Source organism: Pseudoxanthomonas sp., from assembly GCF_036845285.1.
Lineage (GTDB): Bacteria > Pseudomonadota > Gammaproteobacteria > Xanthomonadales > Xanthomonadaceae > Pseudoxanthomonas_A.
The window spans coordinates 94,759-115,078 of the sequence record NZ_DAIUEE010000002.1 but is presented as its reverse complement, the minus strand read 5'-3'; the positions used below and the strand labels follow the sequence as shown (position 1 = coordinate 115,078).

At 67.0% G+C, this 20,320-nt stretch carries 21 protein-coding genes; 5 read left to right on the top strand and 16 right to left on the bottom strand.

Going from position 1 to position 20,320, the window contains the following annotated elements; genetic code table 11:
* Nucleotides 1–72 precede the first annotated feature (72 nt).
* Nucleotides 73–1,365 carry an adenylosuccinate synthase gene (locus tag V7060_RS02955; RefSeq protein ID WP_334177771.1) on the bottom strand — a complete coding sequence of 431 codons (1,293 nt, stop codon included), beginning with the start codon at nt 1,363–1,365 and terminating at the stop codon, nt 73–75.
* Nucleotides 1,366–1,895: 530 nt separating this feature from the next.
* On the opposite strand from V7060_RS02955, the gene V7060_RS02950 reads away from it, so the two are divergent.
* Entirely contained in the window at nt 1,896–2,339 is a 444-nt protein-coding gene (locus V7060_RS02950) for a DUF559 domain-containing protein (protein ID WP_334177770.1), read from the top strand.
* A 143-nt stretch (nt 2,340–2,482) separates the two neighbouring features.
* Here the strand turns inward: V7060_RS02950 and V7060_RS02945 are convergent, their stop codons facing one another.
* The 6 genes from V7060_RS02945 to miaA form a co-directional block, all read right to left on the bottom strand.
* Nucleotides 2,483–2,668, bottom strand: coding sequence for a DUF2065 family protein (locus V7060_RS02945; protein WP_334177769.1), 186 nt, complete (start codon nt 2,666–2,668; stop codon nt 2,483–2,485).
* Between the two features lie 95 nt (nt 2,669–2,763).
* Nucleotides 2,764–3,627, bottom strand: a complete 864-nt coding sequence (gene hflC, locus V7060_RS02940) for a protease modulator HflC (RefSeq protein WP_334177768.1) — start codon at nt 3,625–3,627, stop codon at nt 2,764–2,766.
* Entirely contained in the window at nt 3,624–4,745 is a 1,122-nt protein-coding gene (gene hflK, locus V7060_RS02935; RefSeq protein WP_334177767.1) for an FtsH protease activity modulator HflK, read from the bottom strand. The genes hflC and hflK overlap by 4 nt, the downstream gene beginning before the upstream one ends.
* Before the next feature lie 277 nt (nt 4,746–5,022).
* Nucleotides 5,023–6,363 carry a ribosome rescue GTPase HflX gene (hflX, locus tag V7060_RS02930; protein ID WP_334177766.1) on the bottom strand — a complete coding sequence of 447 codons (1,341 nt, stop codon included), beginning with the start codon at nt 6,361–6,363 and terminating at the stop codon, nt 5,023–5,025.
* 34 nt (nt 6,364–6,397) lie between these two features.
* Nucleotides 6,398–6,676 carry an RNA chaperone Hfq gene (gene hfq, locus V7060_RS02925; RefSeq protein WP_162336232.1) on the bottom strand — a complete coding sequence of 93 codons (279 nt, stop codon included), beginning with the start codon at nt 6,674–6,676 and terminating at the stop codon, nt 6,398–6,400.
* Nucleotides 6,677–6,843: 167 nt separating this feature from the next.
* Complete coding sequence (miaA, locus tag V7060_RS02920; RefSeq protein ID WP_334177765.1) at nt 6,844–7,800, bottom strand: tRNA (adenosine(37)-N6)-dimethylallyltransferase MiaA; 957 nt, start codon at nt 7,798–7,800, stop codon at nt 6,844–6,846.
* A gap of 519 nt (nt 7,801–8,319) precedes the next feature.
* On the opposite strand from miaA, the gene V7060_RS02915 reads away from it, so the two are divergent.
* Complete coding sequence (locus V7060_RS02915; RefSeq protein WP_334177764.1) at nt 8,320–10,743, top strand: hypothetical protein; 2,424 nt, start codon at nt 8,320–8,322, stop codon at nt 10,741–10,743.
* Between the two features lie 84 nt (nt 10,744–10,827).
* Here the strand turns inward: V7060_RS02915 and folP are convergent, their stop codons facing one another.
* The 4 genes from folP to rlmE all read right to left on the bottom strand — a co-directional run bounded on the left by folP (nt 10,828) and on the right by rlmE (nt 14,971).
* Entirely contained in the window at nt 10,828–11,727 is a 900-nt protein-coding gene (gene folP / locus V7060_RS02910) for a dihydropteroate synthase (RefSeq protein ID WP_334177763.1), read from the bottom strand.
* A 19-nt stretch (nt 11,728–11,746) separates the two neighbouring features.
* Nucleotides 11,747–12,268, bottom strand: a complete 522-nt coding sequence (locus tag V7060_RS02905; RefSeq protein WP_334177762.1) for a hypothetical protein — start codon at nt 12,266–12,268, stop codon at nt 11,747–11,749.
* An 89-nt stretch (nt 12,269–12,357) separates the two neighbouring features.
* Nucleotides 12,358–14,289, bottom strand: coding sequence for an ATP-dependent zinc metalloprotease FtsH (gene ftsH, locus V7060_RS02900; RefSeq protein ID WP_334177761.1), 1,932 nt, complete (start codon nt 14,287–14,289; stop codon nt 12,358–12,360).
* Between the two features lie 49 nt (nt 14,290–14,338).
* Nucleotides 14,339–14,971, bottom strand: a complete 633-nt coding sequence (gene rlmE / locus V7060_RS02895; RefSeq protein ID WP_334178081.1) for a 23S rRNA (uridine(2552)-2'-O)-methyltransferase RlmE — start codon at nt 14,969–14,971, stop codon at nt 14,339–14,341.
* Nucleotides 14,972–15,072: 101 nt separating this feature from the next.
* Between rlmE and yhbY the strand changes: the two genes are divergently transcribed.
* A complete protein-coding gene (gene yhbY, locus V7060_RS02890) occupies nt 15,073–15,378 on the top strand; it encodes a ribosome assembly RNA-binding protein YhbY (RefSeq protein WP_334177760.1) in 306 nt (101 codons plus the stop codon).
* Nucleotides 15,379–15,399: 21 nt separating this feature from the next.
* Entirely contained in the window at nt 15,400–15,777 is a 378-nt protein-coding gene (locus V7060_RS02885; RefSeq protein WP_334177759.1) for an Mth938-like domain-containing protein, read from the top strand.
* Between the two features lie 72 nt (nt 15,778–15,849).
* Here the strand turns inward: V7060_RS02885 and V7060_RS02880 are convergent, their stop codons facing one another.
* Genes V7060_RS02880 through surE form a run of 5 tightly spaced genes read right to left on the bottom strand, consistent with a single transcriptional unit; the run spans nt 15,850 to nt 19,677 of the window.
* Nucleotides 15,850–16,707, bottom strand: a complete 858-nt coding sequence (locus V7060_RS02880; protein WP_334178080.1) for an endonuclease/exonuclease/phosphatase family protein — start codon at nt 16,705–16,707, stop codon at nt 15,850–15,852.
* 5 nt (nt 16,708–16,712) lie between these two features.
* On the bottom strand, nt 16,713–17,507 hold the full coding sequence (locus V7060_RS02875; protein ID WP_334177758.1) for a peptidoglycan DD-metalloendopeptidase family protein: 795 nt from the start codon (nt 17,505–17,507) through the stop codon (nt 16,713–16,715).
* Nucleotides 17,508–17,546: 39 nt separating this feature from the next.
* Nucleotides 17,547–18,203, bottom strand: a complete 657-nt coding sequence (locus V7060_RS02870; protein WP_334177757.1) for an exopolysaccharide biosynthesis protein — start codon at nt 18,201–18,203, stop codon at nt 17,547–17,549.
* Nucleotides 18,204–18,208: 5 nt separating this feature from the next.
* Complete coding sequence (locus V7060_RS02865) at nt 18,209–18,901, bottom strand: protein-L-isoaspartate(D-aspartate) O-methyltransferase (protein WP_334177756.1); 693 nt, start codon at nt 18,899–18,901, stop codon at nt 18,209–18,211.
* Complete coding sequence (gene surE, locus V7060_RS02860) at nt 18,898–19,677, bottom strand: 5'/3'-nucleotidase SurE (RefSeq protein ID WP_334177755.1); 780 nt, start codon at nt 19,675–19,677, stop codon at nt 18,898–18,900. Before surE ends, V7060_RS02865 begins: the two co-directional genes overlap by 4 nt.
* 89 nt (nt 19,678–19,766) lie before the next feature.
* Between surE and V7060_RS02855 the strand changes: the two genes are divergently transcribed.
* The gene (locus tag V7060_RS02855) at nt 19,767–20,315 is read left to right on the top strand and encodes a Smr/MutS family protein (protein WP_334177754.1); all 549 of its coding nucleotides are present in this window, start codon (nt 19,767–19,769) and stop codon (nt 20,313–20,315) included.
* Nucleotides 20,316–20,320 lie beyond the last annotated feature (5 nt).

Genomic DNA, 20,320 nt, shown 5'->3' with positions numbered 1-20,320 from the left:
CATCCGTGCACACCCCATCATGTCGGGCTGTCATGCGATGACAGGACAGCCCGTGCATGAACGCACGTCCGGTTATGCGAACGGGTCCTGCAGCACCATCGTGTGGTCGCGATCCGGACCGGTGCTGACGATGGCCAGCGGGCAGCCGGAAAGTTCCTCCAGCGCGCGCAGGTAGGCGCGTGCGGCCGGCGGCAGCTTGTCCCACTCGGTGACGCCGTGGGTATTCTCGTCCCAGCCCGGGAACTCCAGGTACACCGGCGTGCATTCTTCCCAGCCACCGGCATCGAGCGGCGCGTACTCGGTGCGCTTGCCACGGTACTCGTAGGCGATGCAGATCTTCAGCTTCTCCATGCCGTCCAGCACGTCGAGCTTGGTGATGCACAGGCCGGAAATGCCGTTGATGGCGACGGCGCGCTTCAGCGCGACGATGTCCATCCAGCCGCAGCGGCGCGGACGGCCGGTGGAGGCACCGTATTCCTGGCCGCGGTCGCGGATGCCCTGGCCCACGTCATCGTCCAGTTCGGTGGGGAACGGACCGCCGCCCACGCGCGTGGCGTAGGCCTTGCAGATGCCCAGCACGTAGTCGATCGCGTCCGCGCCCACGCCGGTGCCGGCGAACGCGCCGCCGACGGTGGTGTTGGAACTGGTGACGTAGGGGTAGGTGCCGTGGTCGATGTCGAGCAGCGCGCCCTGCGCGCCTTCGAACAGCACGCGCTTACCTTGCTTGCGCAGGTCGTGCAGGATGCCGGCCACGTCGGACTTCATCGGCTGCACGTAGTCGCCGAACGCGAGCGCTTCGTCGTAGGTCTTCTGGAAATCGACCGCATCCACGCCCAGGTACTTGGTCAGCACGAAGTTGTGGTAATCCAGCGCGGTGCGCAGCAGCTCTTCCAACTGCTTGGGGTAATGCAGGTCGGCCACGCGGATGCCACGACGCGCCACCTTGTCTTCGTAGGCCGGGCCGATGCCGCGACCGGTCGTGCCGATGGCCTTGCCGCCGGCGGCCTTCTCGCGCGCCTGATCCAGGGCGATGTGGTACGGCATGATCAGCGGCGTGGCCGGCGAGATCTTCAGGCGCGAACGTACTTCCACGCCCGCCGATTCCAGTTCGTCGATCTCCTTGATCAGCGCGGCCGGCGACAGCACCACGCCGTTGCCGATCAGGCACAGCGCGTCGGGGCGCAGGATGCCCGACGGGATCAGGTGGAGCACGGTCTTCTTGCCACCGATGACCAGCGTGTGGCCGGCATTGTGGCCGCCCTGGAAACGGACGACGGCACCGATTTCCTCGGTAAGCAGATCGACGATCTTGCCCTTGCCTTCATCGCCCCACTGGGCGCCGAGAACGACGACTGACTGACCCATGACGGGTAACTCCTCGATTGGTGGCGGCCATCGGGGCCGCCGGAAGGGTCGTGCTGGTCCGCAACGCCGTTGATGCCGGCAGGCTCCATCGGGGAGCCGCCCGCCACGCCGGGTCCAGACACGGAAAAAGCCGGCGGTCCCACGCGGGGAGCCCGTCCGGCTTTTGTGCATTATCCGGGTTTCCGGGGACGGGGGCTACCTTGGCGGAGGCACGCTGGCGTGTTCAGGATTGGCGCGAAGAGCGGCCCCTCATCCGACCTCCGGCCACCTTCTCCCCGCCTGCGGGGAGAAGGAAACGCCCCCCTGCGAGGCGAGGAGAAGGAAAGCGCGGCGCCATGATCAACCCGCGCTCCCCGCGGACAGGGGAGCAGGAAGAAGCGAAGCCTTGACCATGCCTTCTCCCTGCGAAGCGGGGAGAAGGTGCCCGGAGGGCGGATGAGGGGCGCTTTCCTATCCGCATATACGCCCTTCCCCGATCCCATCGACCTCAGGTGTCATCGACGCTGTTTCCAACCCATCGGAGACCGCCCATGCGCAGCACCCTGGACCACGAACGCGAGCGGCATCTACGCCGCGAACAGACCGAAGCCGAGCGGCGGCTGTGGTGGCGATTGCGAAACCGCCGCCTGCAGGGATGGAAATTCCGCCGCCAGCACCGGATCGGCCCCTACTTCGCCGACTTCGCGTGCCTGGAGGCGGGGCTGGTGATCGAACTGGACGGGAGCCAGCATCTCGAACGGCGGCAATACGACCGCACGCGTACCGAGCACCTCAAGCACGAAGGATTCGACGTGCTGCGGTTCTGGAACGATGACGTGCTGCGCGAGACGGACGCGGTGCTGGCGGCGATCCTCACCGCGCTCGCCCCTCATCCGGCCTCCGGCCACCTTCTCCCCGCAAGCGGGGAGAAGGAAAAGCCGGCAGCCGTGACGACTCCCTTCTCGCTGCGCAGCCGGGAGACAGCGACGTCTTGATTGCTCGCTTCCCCTTGCGAAGCAGCAAGAAACAGCGAAGCCGTGATCGCTCCCTTCTCCCTGCGAAGCGGGGAGAAGGTGCCGAAGGCGGATGAAGGGTGCTTCCCGTCCGATGCCGCGAAGGCCACGCCGCAAGCGCTCCCTCAGCGCTTCAACACCCACAGCCACGTCAGCCCGAAGATGAGTATGAACCCACCCACCGCACGCACGTGGCCATCGCTCAACTGCAGCAGTTGCAACGCGGCGCGCTTCCAACTGGCGGGGATGGCAAACAGCACCAGGCCTTCGAGGATAGTGACCAGGCACAGGGCAGACCAGAGTTCGGACATGGAGACTTCCTTCATCGCCGCGGCGGGCGATGGCGGCGGGCGTTACAGGCGGGTCGAACGAAACCGGCCGCCCTTGGGCGGCCGGGGAATCCCACTCAGCGATCGCTGCGCATGTACTGCAGGAACGGGTCGTTCTTGTCCAGCACGATCACGCCCTGCCCGTCCTTGAACGAGGCGCGGTAGGCCTCGAGGCTGCGCTGGAAGGCGTAGAAGGATGCATCGCGGTTGGCGGCGGCACCGTAGATGCGGGCGGCTTCGGCATCGCCTTCACCGCGCAGCTTCTGCGCATCGCGCTCGGCTTCGGCCAGCAGCACCGCGACATCGCGGTTGGCCTGCGCCTCGACGATCCTCGCCTGCTCCGCGCCCTGCGCGCGCAGCGCACTGGCCACCTGCGTGCGTTCGGCGCGCATGCGGTTGTAGACCTGGTCGATGACTTCGCTGTCGGTGGGCAGGTCGATCTGCTTGAAGCGGATGTCGACCACCTGCATGCCCAGGTTCTTGGCGCCGGCGTTGATGCCCGGCAGCTGCTTCTCGATCAGCTCGTTGCGGTTGCCCGACACCAGCTGCGTCAGCGTGCGCGAGTTGATCTCGTTGCGCAGCGATTCCTTGATGATCGGCGCCAGTCGCTCGGTGGCCAGTTCGGCCTGGCCGCCGGTGGCGCGGTAGAAGTCCGCCGCGTTGACGATGAAGCCGATGGCGATGAAATCGACGCTGACGTCCTTGCGCTCCGACGTCAGCGAACGCTCCGGCGGGAACTCGTTGGCGGTGAAGCGGCGGTCGAAGACGCGTGCGGTTTCCACCAGCGGCAGCTTGAAATGCAGGCCGGGGCCGATCTCGCTGCGCACCACGCGACCAAGGTTGAGCACCAGGCCCACCTGCCCTTCGCGCACCACGTACACCGAACCCATCAGGCCCAGCAGCACGGCCACGGCGATGCCGACGATCAATGAATTCCTCATGGCTGCGCCTCCTCACGGCCGGCCGGGCGTGGGCTACGCGCCGAATTGCGGGAACTGGACGGGGTGCTTTCGACCTGCGGCAGCACCTCGGTGGGAATGACACCGGCCGGCGGCTGCGCCGTCGCCGGCGCATTGCCCATCGGCACATAGATCAGCTGGCGGCTGTCGCCACCGACCACCTTGCGGTTGCCAGCCAGCACCTGCTGCACGGTATCCAGCCACAGGCGCTTGCGGGTGACTTCCGGCGCGTTGCGGTACTCGTCCAGCAGCAGGCTGAAACGGGTGGCATCACCGGTCGCCTTGGCGATGGACGCGGTCTTGTAGCCTTCGGCCTGGGTACGGATCTGCTGCGCGTCGCCGCGCGCCTCGGGCACGATGCGGGCCGCGACGGCACGCGCCTGCGACACCAGCCGCTCGTTCTCCTGCTGCGCGCTGTTGACCTCGTCGAACGCCGGCTTGACGGCCTCCGGCGGACGCGCGTCCTGCAGGCTCAGTTCCGTGACCACCAGACCGGTGCGGTAGGCCTCGAGCGAGGCCTGCAGCGCGGTGCCGGCGGTGGCGGACAGCGGACCACGGTTGTTCAGCGCCGCATCCAGGTCGGAGCGGCCGATCACTTCGCGCACCGCGCTCTGCGCGGTCTGTTCCAGCACGCGGGTGGCATCGGTGGTGCCGAACAGGAACAGCTTGGGATCGCCCACGCGGTACTGCACGTTGAACGAGACGGTGATGATGTTCTCATCGCGCGTCAGCACCGGCAGGCTGTTGCTGAAGGTGCGCACGCCGGTGGCGTTGACCTTGGTGACGCTTTCGATCGGCCAGGGGAACTTGAAGTTCGGGCCGGGCTGCATGGTGCGCGCATACTGGCCGAAGCGCAGCACGACGCCACGGTCCTGTTCGCCGATCAGCTGGAAGCTGGAGAACAGCACCAGCAACGCAATGCCGAGGAGCACCCAACGCAGCGGATTGCCACCGCCGCCGATGCCGCCGAACAGCCCGCGCAGGCGCTCGACCAGATCGTCGATGCCGCCCCCTCGCGGATTGCGCGGCCTGCCGCTGTTGTTCCGGTTGCCGTTGTTGCCAGATCCGCCGCTGCCGCTGCCAGGGGTGTTCCAGGCCATGCCCACTCCATTCTGAAAGATTCGCGCGGCCCGGGGCCGGCGCAGGTTTCGATTCTACTAGATAGGGACGGCCCGGCCGGGAGGCAAGGCCGGGAGGTCATGGCCCGCCACTCTTTTGTAGGAGCGACGTCAGTCGCGACCGCGCCCCGATGGAGGTGCCCCCTGCAGGAACAGGAACGCGCCGCAGCGCGCCTGGAAGGAGAACCACCGGCTTTCCGAGTAGACGGTGGCCGTGCGGTCGCGACTGACGTCGCTCCTACAGAAAGCCGCCTGCGCCCTACTGCCAGTCTTCCCGCTCCGCCTGTGGCAGCAGGGCTTCCAGCGGATGCCCGCCGGCTTGCGACGCCAGCCGCTGCGCATCGGCCAGGGCAAGGTCGACGGTGACGCGCCAGCCCTGTTCTTCGAAATCCTCGGCCAGCACGGCGCCCAGCGCGTGCAGGCGCGAACGCAGGCGCGCGGAATTCGCAGGCAGGTGCAGTTCGCCGCGGACACGCTGGAAGCCCAGCCGCTGCGCCAGCGCGCCCTTCAACAGGTCGATGCCCTCTCCATCGCGGGCCGACAGCCACACGCGCTCGCGGCCCATGCCGGCGCTGGGCGCATCGCCTTCGTCGACCCCAGGGTCGGGCTGGTCATGGCGCGGGGCCGCGCCTTCGATACGGTCGATCTTGTTGAACACCAGCATCTGCGGCAGGTCGCCGGCGCCGATTTCCTGCAGCACCTCATCCACCTGAGCGATGCGTTCCTCGCGGTGCGGATCGGCGGCATCGATGACGTGCAGCAGCAGGTCGGCCTCACGCGCTTCGCTCAGGGTGGAGCGGAAGGCGGCGACCAGTTCGTGCGGCAGGTCACGGACGAAGCCGACGGTGTCGGCCAGCACCACCGCGCCGCCCGGCAGATCGATGCGGCGCACGGTCGGATCCAGCGTGGCGAACAGCTGGTCGGCCGCGTAGGCCTCGGCGCCGGTCAGCACGTTGAACAGCGTGGACTTGCCGGCGTTGGTGTAACCGACCAGCGCCACGCGCGGCAGTTCGCTGCGCACGCGGGCGCGGCGCATCTGGGTGCGCTGCACTTCCACTTTTTCCAGCCGCTTCTGCAATTGCTCGACGCGCTTCTGCAGCAGGCGGCGGTCGGTTTCCAACTGGGTTTCGCCGGGGCCGCGCAGGCCGATGGAACCGCCGCGCTGCCGCTCCAGGTGGGTCCAGCCGCGGACCAGCCGCGTGGCCATGTGCCGCAGCTGCGCCAGTTCCACCTGCAACTTGCCTTCATGGCTGCGTGCGCGCTGGGCGAAGATGTCGAGGATCAGCCCGGTGCGGTCGAGTACGCGGCGCTCGAGGAATTTTTCGAGGTTGCGTTCCTGGCCCGGCGACAGCGGGAAGTTGACCAGGATCAGGTCGGCACCCGTCGCATCGGCAGCCGCCTTCACTTCCTCCAGCTTGCCGCTGCCGATCAGCGTGGAGGGATTGGGCCGGTCGATGCGCGCGGTCAGCAGCGCGGCAATGGTGGCGCCGGCCGAGCGCGCCAGGTCGCTGAACTCTTCGGTGAGGCCGTCGTCGGGACGGCCGCCGGCATGCGGCTGGATCAGCAGCGCATGCTCGCCCTTGCGGGATCTTTCAAACAATGGGGTCGTGCCTCTTCAATCGAGGCACGCATTATCACGCGGTTTCGTCGTCGACGCCTTCCGCGTCCTCGTCGCCCTGCTGCACATAGCCGCCGCCCGGACCCACGCGCACGTTGCGCGCCGGCACGACGGTGGAAATGGCGTGCTTGTAGACCATCTGGCTGACCGTGTTGCGCAGCAGGACCACGAACTGGTCGAAGGATTCGATGGTGCCCTGCAGCTTGATGCCGTTGACCAGGTAGACCGACACCGGGACGCGCTCGCGCCGCAGTGCATTCAGGAAAGGATCCTGCAGGGATTGCCCCTTGGACATGACGTACTCCCGCCTTGCGTTCTTATAGTTAGGTATGTGCTGCCATACCGGGCCGGCGAACTGCTCCCCTGCCGCCCGGAAGCCCCGATGTTACACAACATCGGCCCACGGAGGCGTTGCCGAGTCAGGCAGCAGGTCCCAATTCCGGAGAATGCGAGCCGAACGGCTCACGATGCGGGCAGAAACAGCCCCAGGGCCGCGTCCAGGCGGGCGCGGTCGGTGGCCGGATCGAACCAGCGGGCGTCCAGCCCGCCGCGCAGCCAGGTCAACTGGCGCTTGGCGAGCTGGCGGGTGGCGGCGATGGCGCGTTCGCGGAAATCCGCCGCACTGCCCTGCCCGTCCAGATACTCCCAAGCCTGGCGATAGCCGACGGCACGTACCGCCGGCAGCTCGAGCGGGGCCGCGACCATCTGCATGCTGGGAAGCGCGCGCAGGTGGCGCACTTCGTCGAGGAATCCCTGTTCGAGCATCGCATCGAAGCGCCGAGCGATGCGTTCGTGCAGCACGGCGCGATCGGCGGGCGCCAGCACCAGCTTCAGCACGCGGAACGGCAGGCGCGCGCCCCGGGCCTCCTGCTGCCACGCGCTGATCGGTTTGCCGGTCAGGCGGTACACCTCCAGTGCCCGCTGGATGCGTTGGGGGTCGGTGGCGTGGATGCGGGCGGCCGCGGCGGGATCGACCTGCGCCAGTTCGGCATGCAGTGCTCGCCAGCCACGCGCCTGCGCCTGCACGGCGATGTCGGCCCGCAGCACGGCATCCGCCGCCGGCATCGCCGCCAGCCCGTCAAGCACGGCCTGGAAATACAGCCCGGTACCGCCGGCCAGGATCGGCATCCGGCCACGCGCGACGATGCCGTCCAGCGCGCGCCGTGCATCCTCCGCGAACTCGGCCGCGGAATAGGGCTGCCACGGATCGCGCACGTCCAGCAGGTGATGCGGGGCGCGCGCCTGCTCGTCGATCGTGGGCTTGGCCGCTCCGATGTCGAGGCCGCGGTAGACCAGCGCCGAATCGACGCTGACGATCTCCCCTCCAACGCGCTCGGCCACGTCGAGCGCGAACGCCGTCTTGCCCGACGCGGTCGGACCCATGATGGCGATGGCGAGCGGACGTGCGTCGAGCGGCATGCCGGCATTGTCGCACCGGGATGCGCCCGCCCGGACGTGGCACCCCTCTGCCCTGCGGCAGGGGCGAAAAGGAACCCGCGGCACGATGACGACTCGTCGTTTCCCGGGAAAACCACCGTCGAATCGGATCGAAGATGGCATTCGCGTTAACGCGCGCGCGAATGAAAGAGGCATGAACGCCCTTTCTGCAATGTGACTCCGGCAAAACAAAGGAGGCATGCGGCGCACGCGGCAATCGCGATGACCAACACAAAGCAGTCACCGCCTCGCGATTATTTGTGCCGGAGTACGCGTTATGGAACACCAGCGCTGGCTATTTGAAGAAAGCCCTATATCCTGCGATGGCGCGTGATGGGCCGCATCGACTGGGTTCATCCGATCCGACGGGGGCCTCCATTCGTGGATGCAGGACGGACCGAAGCGTAGACCCGCACCCGATTCGTGCGCCCTGGCTCCGTCAACGACGGACCCCGGTGCTGGGGGTGTGCATGCCACCCCCCCGTGATGATTACCGCCTGCATGATCCGAAACACACTCGTTGTCCTGCGTACCCCGGCGCTGCTCCTGGCACTCGGCGCCCTGCTGACCGCCTGCAACGGCGCCGAATCGCTTTCCGAAGAAACGGCAACGGCCGTCGGCGCACCCGCGCAGGCCACCTCACAGGCATCCAACGCACGCGTAATGGCCAGCGCGACCGCGGTGGCCACTGGCGCACCGACCACGCCGATCATGTTCGTGACCCAGGTGCCTACCGCCGGCGACATCTTCGCCGGCCGCCTGGCGGCGTTTGCCAATCACATGACCGATATGGGATCGGTACCGCGCGGTGGCGATCTGATGATCCGCTACCCCGATGGCTCTTTGCGCAACCTCACCAAGGAGGCGGGCTTCGGCATGGAGGGCCGGCAGGGTGCAAACGCGATCGCCGTGCGCGAACCGACGGTGCACTGGGACGGAAAGAGGGCCGTCTTCAGCATGCTGGTCGGGGCGCCGACCCGACAGTACGAGGGCATCAGCACCCGCTGGCAGCTTTATGAAGTCACCAACCTGGCCCAGGGCCAGACTGCGGTGATCACCAAAGTGGCCGGCCAGCCAGCCTCGTACAACAACCTGTCCCCGCTGTATGCCAGCGACGACCGCATCCTGTTCGCGTCCGACCGCCCGCGCACGGGCGAAGCGCATCTGTACCCGCAACTGGACGAATACGAGAGCACACCGACACTGGTCGGCCTGTACAGCCTCACCCCCTCCACGGGTGAACTGCGACTGCTCAACCACACGCCGAGCGGCGCCTTCTCGCCCACCGTCGACAGCTACGGCCGGGTGATCTTCACTCGCTGGGATCACCTGCAGCGCGATCAGCAGGCCGATGCAGGAACGTTCGCCGCCACGAACTACGCCAGTGAGGCCTCAGGCGCCGCCAATATCGGCCGGCAAGCCGAGAATTTCCCGGAATCGCGGCTGGGCCAGACGTCCTCCGCCTATGGCCGCGTCAATCCGTTCACCTTCAACCTGTTCACACCCTGGCAGATGAACCAGGACGGCACCGAGGAACTGACGCTCAACCATATCGGCCGGCAGGAACTGATGTTCGGTTACATCGAACGTTCGTTCGCCACAGATACGGCGATGTCGGACAACACCAACACCTCGATCATCGCCAACAAGAAATACATCCGCAACGACGGCGGGATCTTCCAGATCCGCGAGGATCCACGCACCCCAGGCACCTACTACGGAATCTACGCACGTGAGTTCGGTTCGCTGACCAGCGATCAGATCGTGCGTTTCACGGGCGCACCGACGCTCAACGCCGAGCAAATGGTTTTCGAGGATGCTTCGCCTGCGGCCGTGAGCAACAGCCTGTCTGCTGGACGTTTCCGGAACCCGTTGCCGATCAGCACGGGGCAAATGCTGGCCAGCTACACGGCCAGCCCGATGGTGCAGACCAGCACGCAATTCCGCCTGTACCAGTTGCGGACGGACGCATCGAACATGCTGGTCGCCAACAGCGCGTTGACTTCCGGCATCCGCAAGTCGATCTCGTGGTGGAATCCCGACACCCTCAAGACCTTCGATGGCCTGTTGTGGGAAGTTGAGCCGGTTGAAGTGGTCGCACGCCAGCGCCCGACGGCAGGCAGCTGGGCGCTGGAAGCCCCCGAGCGCGCCGTGCTAGCCGAGGAACAGGTCAACGAAACCGCACTGCGTGCCTGGCTGAAGACGAACAACCTGTCGCTGATCGTCACGCGCAACCAGACCAGCCGCGACCGCGGCGATCTGCAGCAACCATTCAACCTGGAAGTGCCCGGCGGCGTGAAGACGGCCAAGGCCAGCGGGAAGGTCTACCAGATCAGCCATTACCAGGTCCTCCAGGGCAACCAGGTCCGGGGCTACCCGGGCGTGGAGGCCGGTCGTCGCGTCCTCGCCCAGCCCATGGCCTCGAGCCAGCACAACATCGCCAATCCCACCGGACCTGCCGGCAGCGCGAAGATCGCCGCCGACGGCTCCACGGCGCTGTTCGTTCCCGCCAACCGCGCACTGGCCTGGCAAACCACGGACGCCAGCGGCGAACCGGTCGTGCGCGAGCGGGTATGGGTGACGATGCAGCCCGGCGAAATCCGCACCTGCGCCGGCTGCCATGGCGAAAACAGCATGAACCAGGCCAACGGCGCGAAGGCCACCAACAAACCCGAAGCCCTGCGCGCGCTGCTGCGGCAATGGAAGCAGGCAACCGGGGGCGGCCCGACGCTCGTCAATGGCTCGCAGCCGCTGACACCGACCCGCAGCACCAGCGCAACGTCGCAACCGGTGGCAGCCAGCGGCACCGCTCCCCAGAGCGTGACCACACTGTCCACCGCGGTGATCGAACAGACGCGCCCGCTCCCCCGCGCCGCTGCCTCCAGCACGCCGCAGCGCACGGCCCGTGCAAGCCTGACCCGTTAGCGATACCCGGCGCTTGCCGCCGGAGACGCGCGTGACCCTACCCGCCAGCCGCACATGCCCTGGCGGGTTTTTATCGGGCAGCGGTCAGTCGTCGTCGGGCCAGCGGATGGTCGGTACGGTCGCCGCCTTGCGCGGCGCCGGTAGCGCCGCGATGGCATTCCACACTTTCAGTGCGTCCACGGTCGCCGCCACATCGTGTACGCGCACGATGGCGGCCCCGCGTTGCGCGGCGACCAGGTGCGCGGCGACCGATCCGAACACGCGCTCACTGGGCACGTCCCGTCCGGTGAGTTGGCCGATGCTGCGCTTGCGCGACAGGCCAGCCAGCACCGGCACGCCGAGTTCGACGAAGCGCTCCAGTTGCGCGAGCAGTTGCAGATTGTGGGCGGTGTCCTTGCCGAAGCCGAAGCCGGGGTCGATGACGATGCGCTTCTTCGGAATACCCGCCATCTCGGCCGCGAAGATGCGCTCGGCCAGGAACCGGTGCACCTCGCCCACCACGTCGTCGTAATCCGGCGATGCCTGCATCGAACGCGGCTCACCCTGCATGTGCATGATGACGACGGGTACGCCGAGTGCCGCCGCCGTCTCCAGCGCACCGTCGCGCCGCAATCCATGGACATCGTTGATCATGCCCGCACCCGCCTCGACGGCGGCGCGCATTACTGCGGGCTTGTAGGTATCGATGCTGATCGGCACCGGCACGCGTGCGGCGAGCCGTTCGATCACGGGGATGACGCGACGCAGCTCTTCGTCCAGCGATACTTCGTCGGCGCCCGGCCGTGTCGATTCGCCACCGATATCGAGCAGGTCGGCGCCCTCCTCCACCATTCGTAGCGCATGCGCGACGGCGGCTTCGGTGGTGTCGTGCACGCCGCCATCGGAAAACGAATCCGGGGTGACGTTGACGATGCCCATCACGAGGGGGCGATCGAGCCGGAGGATGCGCCCGGCGCAGTCGAGTTGGGGAACAGTGTCGAACATGCGATGTCCTTCGGTTGCGTCAGCGGAGGTCGCCGAGCTGGGCGCCGTCGATCGGGTTGCCGAGCCAGCCGGCGATGTCCTTGCCCAGGGCGGTCACCGTGCGCTCCAGCACCGCGCACGAGCCCTTGAACCCCCCGGCGAAGCCACCGCCGGAATTGCGGCGGGCCACGAACTTGGCCACCGGCGCGCCGTCACGGTAGAGCCAGCCCTTCACGGTGACCGACTTGCGATGCCCGATCCACGCGTTGCCGGCGCTCTGTGCATCGTGGAATTCCAGCTTCAATGCCTGCCCGGAGGCCGTGTCCAGCGTGTCCTGCAGGTCGATCCGATGGCCGCCCTCCGCCGCGAAACGCACCAGCGCCTGGGTCAGCTGGGTATCGATCGCGCATTCGCGCTTGATATTGCCGGCCACGATCGCATTCTCGGCGAAGGGCATCGACCGCGGGGCGGTGAAATCCGCAGCCTGCGCAAACGACACGATCGACAACACGCCCGACAGCGCGACGCCCTTGAAGACGTCCTTGATGGCATTCCCTTTCACACGATCCCCTCGTGGCTGACGCGATGACCATGGCCAAGAAAAAAGGCCAGACACAGTCTGGCCTTTCATCATCATGCTGGCAACGCGGATCAGGTCTGCGCGGCCGGACCACCGATCGGTGGCAGCGGACGGGACTCGGACTTGTCGTCGTCCTTGCCGTTCTTGTTCCAGCCCATCGGCGGCGGCGGCTCACGGCCTTCCATGACCGCATCGATCTGCGGCGCATCGATGGTCTCGTACTGCAGCAGCAACTGCGACATGGTGTGCAGCTTGTCCAGGTTGTCCGTCAGCAGCGTCTTGGTCCGGCTGTACGCACGGTCCAGGATGATACGCACGACTTCATCGATCTTGCGCGCGGTCTCGTTGGAGACGTTCTTGTGTTGGGTGACCGAGCGGCCGAGGAAGACTTCATCCTCTTCCTCGCCGTAGGCGATCGGTCCCATCTCGTCGCTCAGGCCCCACTTGGTGACCATGTTGCGGGCCATCTTGGTGGCGCGCTCGATGTCGTTGGAAGCACCGGTGGTGACCTTGTCGGCACCGAAGATCAGCTCCTCCGCCACGCGGCCGCCATACAGCGAACACAGCTGCGATTCGATCGCCACGCGGTTGAGCGAATACTTGTCGCCTTCCGGTAGGTACATGGTCACGCCCAGTGCGCGGCCACGGGGAATGATGGTGACCTTGTAGACCGGGTCGTGCTCCGGCACCAGTCGACCGACGATGGCATGGCCCGCCTCGTGGTAGGCGGTGAGCGTCTTCTCGTCCTCGCTCATCGCCATCGAACGGCGCTCTGCACCCATCAGGATCTTGTCGCGCGCACGGTCGAAGTGGTCCATGCGGACGTCCTTCGCATTCTCGCGCGCGGCGAACAGCGCCGCCTCGTTGCAGAGGTTGGCCAGGTCGGCACCGCTGAAGCCCGGCGTACCGCGCGCGATGACCATCGGCTCGACATCGTCGGCCAGCGGCAGCTTGCGCATGTGCACGCGCAGGATCTGCTCGCGGCCCTTCACATCGGGCAAGCCGACAACGACCTGCCGATCGAAACGGCCCGGGCGCAGCAACGCCGGGTCCAGCACGTCGGGGCGGTTGGTGGCAGCGATCACGATGACGCCTTCGCCGCCCTCGAAACCGTCCATTTCCACCAGCAACTGGTTCAGCGTCTGCTCGCGCTCGTCATGACCACCGCCCAGGCCGGCACCGCGATGGCGGCCGACGGCATCGATTTCGTCGATGAAGATGATGCACGGCGCATGCTTCTTGGCCTGCTCGAACATGTCGCGCACACGGCTGGCGCCGACGCCGACGAACATCTCGACGAAGTCGGAACCGGAAATGCTGAAGAACGGTACCTTCGCCTCGCCTGCGATGGCCTTGGCGAGCAGTGTCTTGCCGGTACCCGGCTGGCCGACCATCAGCACGCCGCGCGGGATCTTGCCGCCCAGCTTCTGGAACTTGCCGGGATCGCGCAGGAACTCGACGAGTTCGCCGACTTCTTCCTTCGCTTCATCGCAGCCGGCGACATCGGCGAAGGTGACCTTCACCTGGTCCTCGCCCTGCAGCTTGGCGCGCGACTTGCCGAAGGACATCGCACCCTTCGCGCCGCCACCACCGCCCTGCATCTGCCGCATGATGAAGATCCAGAAGCCGATGATCAGCAGGACCGGCAGGAAGTTCAGCAGGATGGTGGTCAGGCTGAGACCGCTCGGCGGGTCTTTCTGGATGATCTCCACCTGCTTGTTGCGCAGGACGTTGATCAGGTCACGGTCGAACGGCGCATTGATGGTCTTGCTGTCGCCGTTGCGGAGCGTATACGTGATTTCGCCCACGCCGCTGCGGGCATCCCCGCCGAACTCGACGCGCTGGACGTTGCCGCCGTCGACCTGGTCGAGGAAGGTCGAGTAGGTGGTGCCGCCGGCCATGGCCGCGGTATTGCCACCCTTCGGCGAGAAGCTCTGGAAGACGACCATCAGCACGACGGCGACGACTACCCACAGCAGCAGATTCTTGGTCAGGTCGTTCATCCTCATCGGCTCCGCTGTTCCTCTTTCGTGTTGCGCACGTTACGTCACCTTACTTGATCTGGGTTCGCTTGCCCTGCCCCAGGGCGTACACCTCGGGCGAGCGCTTGCGGGACGCGTCCGGCTTGCGGATCGCCACCTTGTCATAGCGGCGGCGGAGCTCGCGGATGTAGTCGTCGAAGCCTGTTCCCTGAAACAACTTGATCAGGAACGCCCCGCCCGGCTTCAGGTGACCGTCGGCGAACTCCATCGCCAACTCCGCCAGATGCATCATCCGCGGCTGGTCGACCGCATCCACACCACTCTTATTGGGGGCCATATCGGACAGCACAAGGTCCACCGCTGCGCCGTCCAGCATCGCTTCCAGCTGGGATAGGACGCTGTCTTCCCTGAAATCCCCATGAAGGAACTCCACCCCAGCCAGCGGCGGCATGTCGAGGATGTCCATCGCCACGATCCGCCCGCTGTCGCCCAGCGCCTGGCGGACGAATTGCGACCACCCACCCGGGGCGGCGCCCAGATCGACCACCACCATGCCCGGTTTCAGCAGGCGGTCGCGCTCCAGCAGTTCTTCCAGCTTGTACGCAGCGCGCGACCGCAGGCCTTCGGCCTGGGCCTTCTTCACGTAGGGATCGGAGAAGTGTTCCTTGAGCCAGCGCTGGCTGCTCTTGCTGCGGGTGGCCATGTCGGCAAGGTCTCCGGGCACGCTGCGACGGGAGCCGCCGGAGCCGTTCGTGGGGGTGGCCATGATACCCTGATCACCCTTTTCGACCCGTACCGTGCCGCATGCCCGTAGCCCTGACCGCTGCCCAGACCCGTTTCCTGCGCGGCCAGGCCCACGACCTGAAGGCGCTGCTGCAGATCGGCAACAAGGGCGTCACGCCGGCCTTCATCGCCGAGCTGGATGCAGTGCTGGAGCAGCATGAACTGGTCAAGGTCAAGGTCGTCGGCGACGACCGCGATGCACGCGACGCCATGATCGGCGATCTGGCCAACCGGGCCGATGCCGCGCTGGTCCAGCGCATCGGCCACACCGCCGTGCTGTACCGTCCCAGCAAGGAACGCCGCCAGATCGTGCTGCCGCGCGGCTGATCACGGCGCGCATCGCCCGCCATGCAGCTGAGCCACGAACTGCCCGACTACGCCTTCGCCCTGCGGTCCGCCGACGGCGCCACGGCGCGGGTTAACGATCGCACGCTGTCGTCCAGCTTCATCCTTTCGCCCCATCAGCTCGTCGAGGACTGGCCCGTCCACGACAGCGCCGCGCTGGCCCCGGACGATCTGGCGCCGCTGCTGGCCCTGCAACCGGAAGTGATCCTGCTGGGGACCGGCGAACGGCAGGTGTTCCCGCCTGCGACCGTGATGGCGGCATGCCTGCGCCAGGGCGTCGGCCTGGAAGTGATGACGAATGCGGCCGCCGCCCGTACCTTCAATGTGCTGGCCGGCGAATCGCGCAAGGTCGTGGCGGGATTCCTGCTGGCGATACGCTAGTCGCCTCGACGCGATCGGTCCGCTCGTACGGCACACCGATCCAGCGGAGTAACGCGCGTTGAAGCTCGCCGGTCAGTGTGCAACGCGCGCCAACCGCACCCGAACACCATAGTGGTCTGACGGCCACGCGCCTGTCGCGTCAGCCCTGTCGAGGATGATGTCGGCATCAACGACGCGGAACGCGTCGCGCTCCGCGAACACATGGTCGATGCGGACCGGCGGGTGGCCCAGATGCGTATTGAGGGTGGCGTGCGCGGGCGCGTTGGTGTCCTCACCGGCATGGGCCTGGTCGTAGGCTTCGACGAATCGCGCACGCAGCGCCGACAGTTCGGGGGTATCCGACCGCGTGTTGAAGTCGCCGCCGACGATCGACGGCGCATCACCTGCGGTTTCATCGATCAGGGTAAGCAGGCCGGCGATCTGCTCGGCGCGGATCGCACCGCCTTCCGGCTTGTAGTGCAGATGGGTGGCGTAGACGTTCACCGGATGTCCGTCGATGGTGGTGCGCACCCAGCCCGCAGTCCGGTAATCGTCCAGCGGTGCCAGCTTGATCTCACGCGATGCGTCGATCGCGCCCCTGACCAGGATCGCGTTGCCATAGCGGCGCACCTGGGCCGGATCGTCAGCGGAAAAGAATCGGTACTGATATCCAAGGCGCGAAGCCAGCGCCTGTGCCTGGTTCGGTAGCGCAACATCCTGCAGGACCTCCTGCAGCACGATCACGTCCGGCGCCAGCGCTTTCAGTTCCGCCACGATCATGTCCTGGCGGTGTGGCCAATCCTGCTTGTCGTGCCACAGGTTAAGGGTGACGACCTCGACGGGCGAGGGAGCTGGCGCATCGCGCGGCGGCTCGCAAGCGACGAGTGCCAGCAGCGCAACGACGACGACGACGACGAGGAACGGCCTGCGCCACGCCGACGATGGCTGCAAGACGCTCAACGCGCCGGCAGGTATTGCAGCGGATCCACCGGCTTGCCGTTGTGGCGGATCTCGAAGTGCAGCATTTCGCGGGAGGCGCCACTGCTGCCCATCTCGGCGATCTGCTGGCCTGCCTTGACGTTCTGGCCTTCGTTGACCAGCCGCTTGCGGTTGTGGCCATAGGCCGACAGCCATGCTTCGCTGTGCTTGACGATGATCAGTTCGCCATATCCCACCAGGCCGGCACCGGAATACACCACGACGCCATCCGCCGCTGCGCGTACGGCCTGCCCGCTGCTGCCGGCGATGTCCACGCCCTGCTTGGTGGCATCGCCCGCCACGAAGCGGCCGATCAGATGGCCATCCGCAGGCCAGCGCCACGAAAAGCCGCTACTGGCCGGCGCCGGTGTCGGGGCCGGCCGGGAGACCACGGCGGGGGGCGGCATCGGGCGGGTGGTGGCGGGTTTCGTCGGCGTGGGCGTGCTGGTGACGGGCGTCGACGGGCGACTGCCACCATTGCCGGGGAACAGCTTGAGCGATTGGCCGGGATAGATCGTGTACGGCGCCACCAGGCTGTTCCAGCGGGCCAGATCGTTGACATCCACGCCATTGCGGAACGCGATGCCATACAGCGTGTCGCCACGCTGCACGCGTACCGTGGCACCCGGCTTGCCCTGCGATGTCTGCCGCGTCGTCGAGGAAGAGGAAGGTTCGCGCACCACCGTGGTGGAGCAGGCGCCGAGCACGGCCATGGCGATGCCGATCAGGAGAGCACGCATGATGCGATGGCCGGAGCGGAGCGTGGTGATCATGCGGTCGGTCATTTCCTCGCAAGGCAGGAGCCAGGTGGCTCAGCCTGTCAGTCGTTGGAACAGTTCGCGCGCGGCCACACCGCCGCCGCCGATCAATACGCTGAAGTAGATGATCGTGCCGATGTTCGCCAGGTGGCCGAGCAGGATCGCGCCACCATCCCGCTGGATGAAACCGATGGCATACAGCAGCAGCGCCAAGGCTGGCAGGGTGTTGCTGAATGGCACGAATCCAAACGGCGCCATCAACAGCAGCGCCGCCAGGATGAAAGCCAGGTTGTTGATGACGCCCTGCCCGGGCCCATCGACGAAGAACCGCAGGCGGTGCGGACGGCTGATCTTCTCCATGCGCCGCACCCACACGAGACCCGCCTTCAGCCCGGGACGCAGGCGGTCTGCCGGCAGGGCCTTGTGCTTGATCCGTTGCGGTACCCACAGCGGCCGGTTGATGAGGCGGCTGACACCGACCAGCAGAATCGCGGCGCCGAACACGGTGCTCACGCCGGGAATGGACACCGGGATCAGGAACACCAGCGTCAGCAGGATCGTCAGCAGCAACAGACCTTCGTCGCTGAAGACGTCCAGCAGTTCGCCCAGGCTCAGCGTGTCGGGCGGCAGCCGCTCGATGATGCCGGCCACCTGCTCTCCCAGCGAGGCCGTGCCGTTGGGGAGTCCATCGTGTTGCGGAGAATCAGTCACTTCATTCAATCCAGTGTGCCGGACAGCAGCGGCACGAACACCACCGGCGCCAGCGTGGTTTCCTCGATGCTGCCGTCGGCGCGCTTCACCAGCCGCACCAGCGACTGCGAACCGCTGCCACCGACGGGGGCGACGAGTTGCCCGCCGACGGCGAGCTGTTCCACCAGCACCGGTACCAGCACCGGGGCGGCGGCGGTCACGATGATGGCGTCGTAGGGGCCGTGCTCGGCCCAGCCGATGCGGCCGTCGTCGTGCTTGCTGCGCACGTTCATGCCGAGCTGGCGCAGGCGCTTGCGTGCCTGTCGCAGCAGGTCGCCGATGCGCTCGACGGTGTAGACCTCCAGCCCGAGTATCGCCAGCACGGCGGCCTGGTAACCAGATCCCGTGCCGATTTCCAGCACCTTCTTGGGCGCGCTCTCCAGCAGCACCTCGGTCATCCTCGCCACCACCCACGGCTGCGAAATGGTCTGGCTGTGGCCGATCGGCAGCGCCGTGTCCTCATACGCGCGCGTCGCGAGCGCTTCATCGACGAACAGGTGCCGCGGCAGCGTGCGGATGGCATTGAGCACGCGCTCGTCGGCGATGCCCCCGCCGTTGGCAGTACCTTCACGCAGCCGCTCGACCAGCCGGTCGCGCACCCGCTGCGACGTCATCCCCATGCCCACTGCTTCAGGCTGCAGCCGCAGGCGCGGCGTCATGCGGAGTCCTCGAGCGCGGCGGTCAGGCCACCGACCCAGCCGGCGACTTTCTCGAGCGCCTGGTAGCGGGTCAGGTCCACGTGGATCGGCGTGATCGAGATATGCCCGGTACGCACCGCGTGGAAATCCGTGCCCGGCCCGGCGTCCTGTTCGCGGCCGGCCGGACCGATCCAGTACACGGTGTGGCCGCGCGGATCCGGCTGCGGCACGCAGGGCTCGGACCGGTGGCGGTTGCCCAACCGCGTGACTTCGAAGCCGCGCACGTCGGTCCACGCCAGGTCGGGCACGTTGACGTTGAGGATGGTGTCGGCGGGCAGAGGATCGGACTTCAGGCGCGCCACGATCTCCACGGCGGCGCGCGCCGCGGTCTCGTAGTGCTTCGCATCGTGGTTCTTGCTGGCCAGCGACATCGCCACGGCCGGCAGGCCGAGGAAGCGGCCTTCCATCGCGGCCGATACCGTGCCGGAATAGATGACGTCGTCGCCCAGGTTCGCGGTGTTGTTGATCCCCGAGACCACGATGTCCGGCTCGAACTCCAGCATGCCGGTGAGCGCCAGGTGCACGCAGTCGGTCGGCGTGCCGGCGATGCTGCAGGTGTAGTGGTCGATGCGCTTGAGCCGGATCGGCAGGTCGAGCGTCAGCGAATTGCTGGCGCCGGAGCGGTCGCGGTCGGGCGCGACCACGTACACCTCATGACCTGCGCTGCGCAGGCCCTCTGCCAGGATTCGGATGCCGGGGGCGTCGACGCCGTCGTCGTTGCTGACCAGTACGCGCATGGGGTTCCTCGGGGACGGCCCCATGATACCGGAACCGCGCCGAGGCTTCCCGCGCTTGCGTCATGTCGCGTTGCCGCTACGCTGGCGCCATGTCCCGCGCCATCCCGCCTGACGATGACGACGCCGCGCTGTTCCGCGATGCGATCGGCGAGGTGCGCCGATTGCAGGATGCGCCGCTGCCTCCGCGCAAGGCGCCTCCGAGGCCCGCGGCACGCATGGCCGAGCGCGACGAGCACGACGCACGCAGCGAGTTCCAGCGCGGCCTGGAGACATTGGACCTGCATGCGGCCGGCGACGTCCTGAGCCATCGAAGGGAAGCGCTGTCGCCCCGCGCATTCCAGCGCCTGAAGCGTGGACAGTTCTCGGTGCAGGACGAGCTGGACCTGCACGGCGCCACTGCGCTGCAGGCGGAAGGGTTGCTTCGCCGCTTCCTCGCGGATGCACATGCGCACGACCATGGCTGCGTGCGCATCATCCACGGCAAGGGCCAGCGATCAGAGGGCGATGCGCCGGTGCTGAAGAACCTCGTCGACCGCGTGCTGCGCCAGCGCGCCGACGTGATGGCGTTCCACTCCGCGCCACCCACGCAGGGCGGCACCGGCGCGGTGCTGGTGTTGCTGGCGCATCGCCATCGTTGACAGCG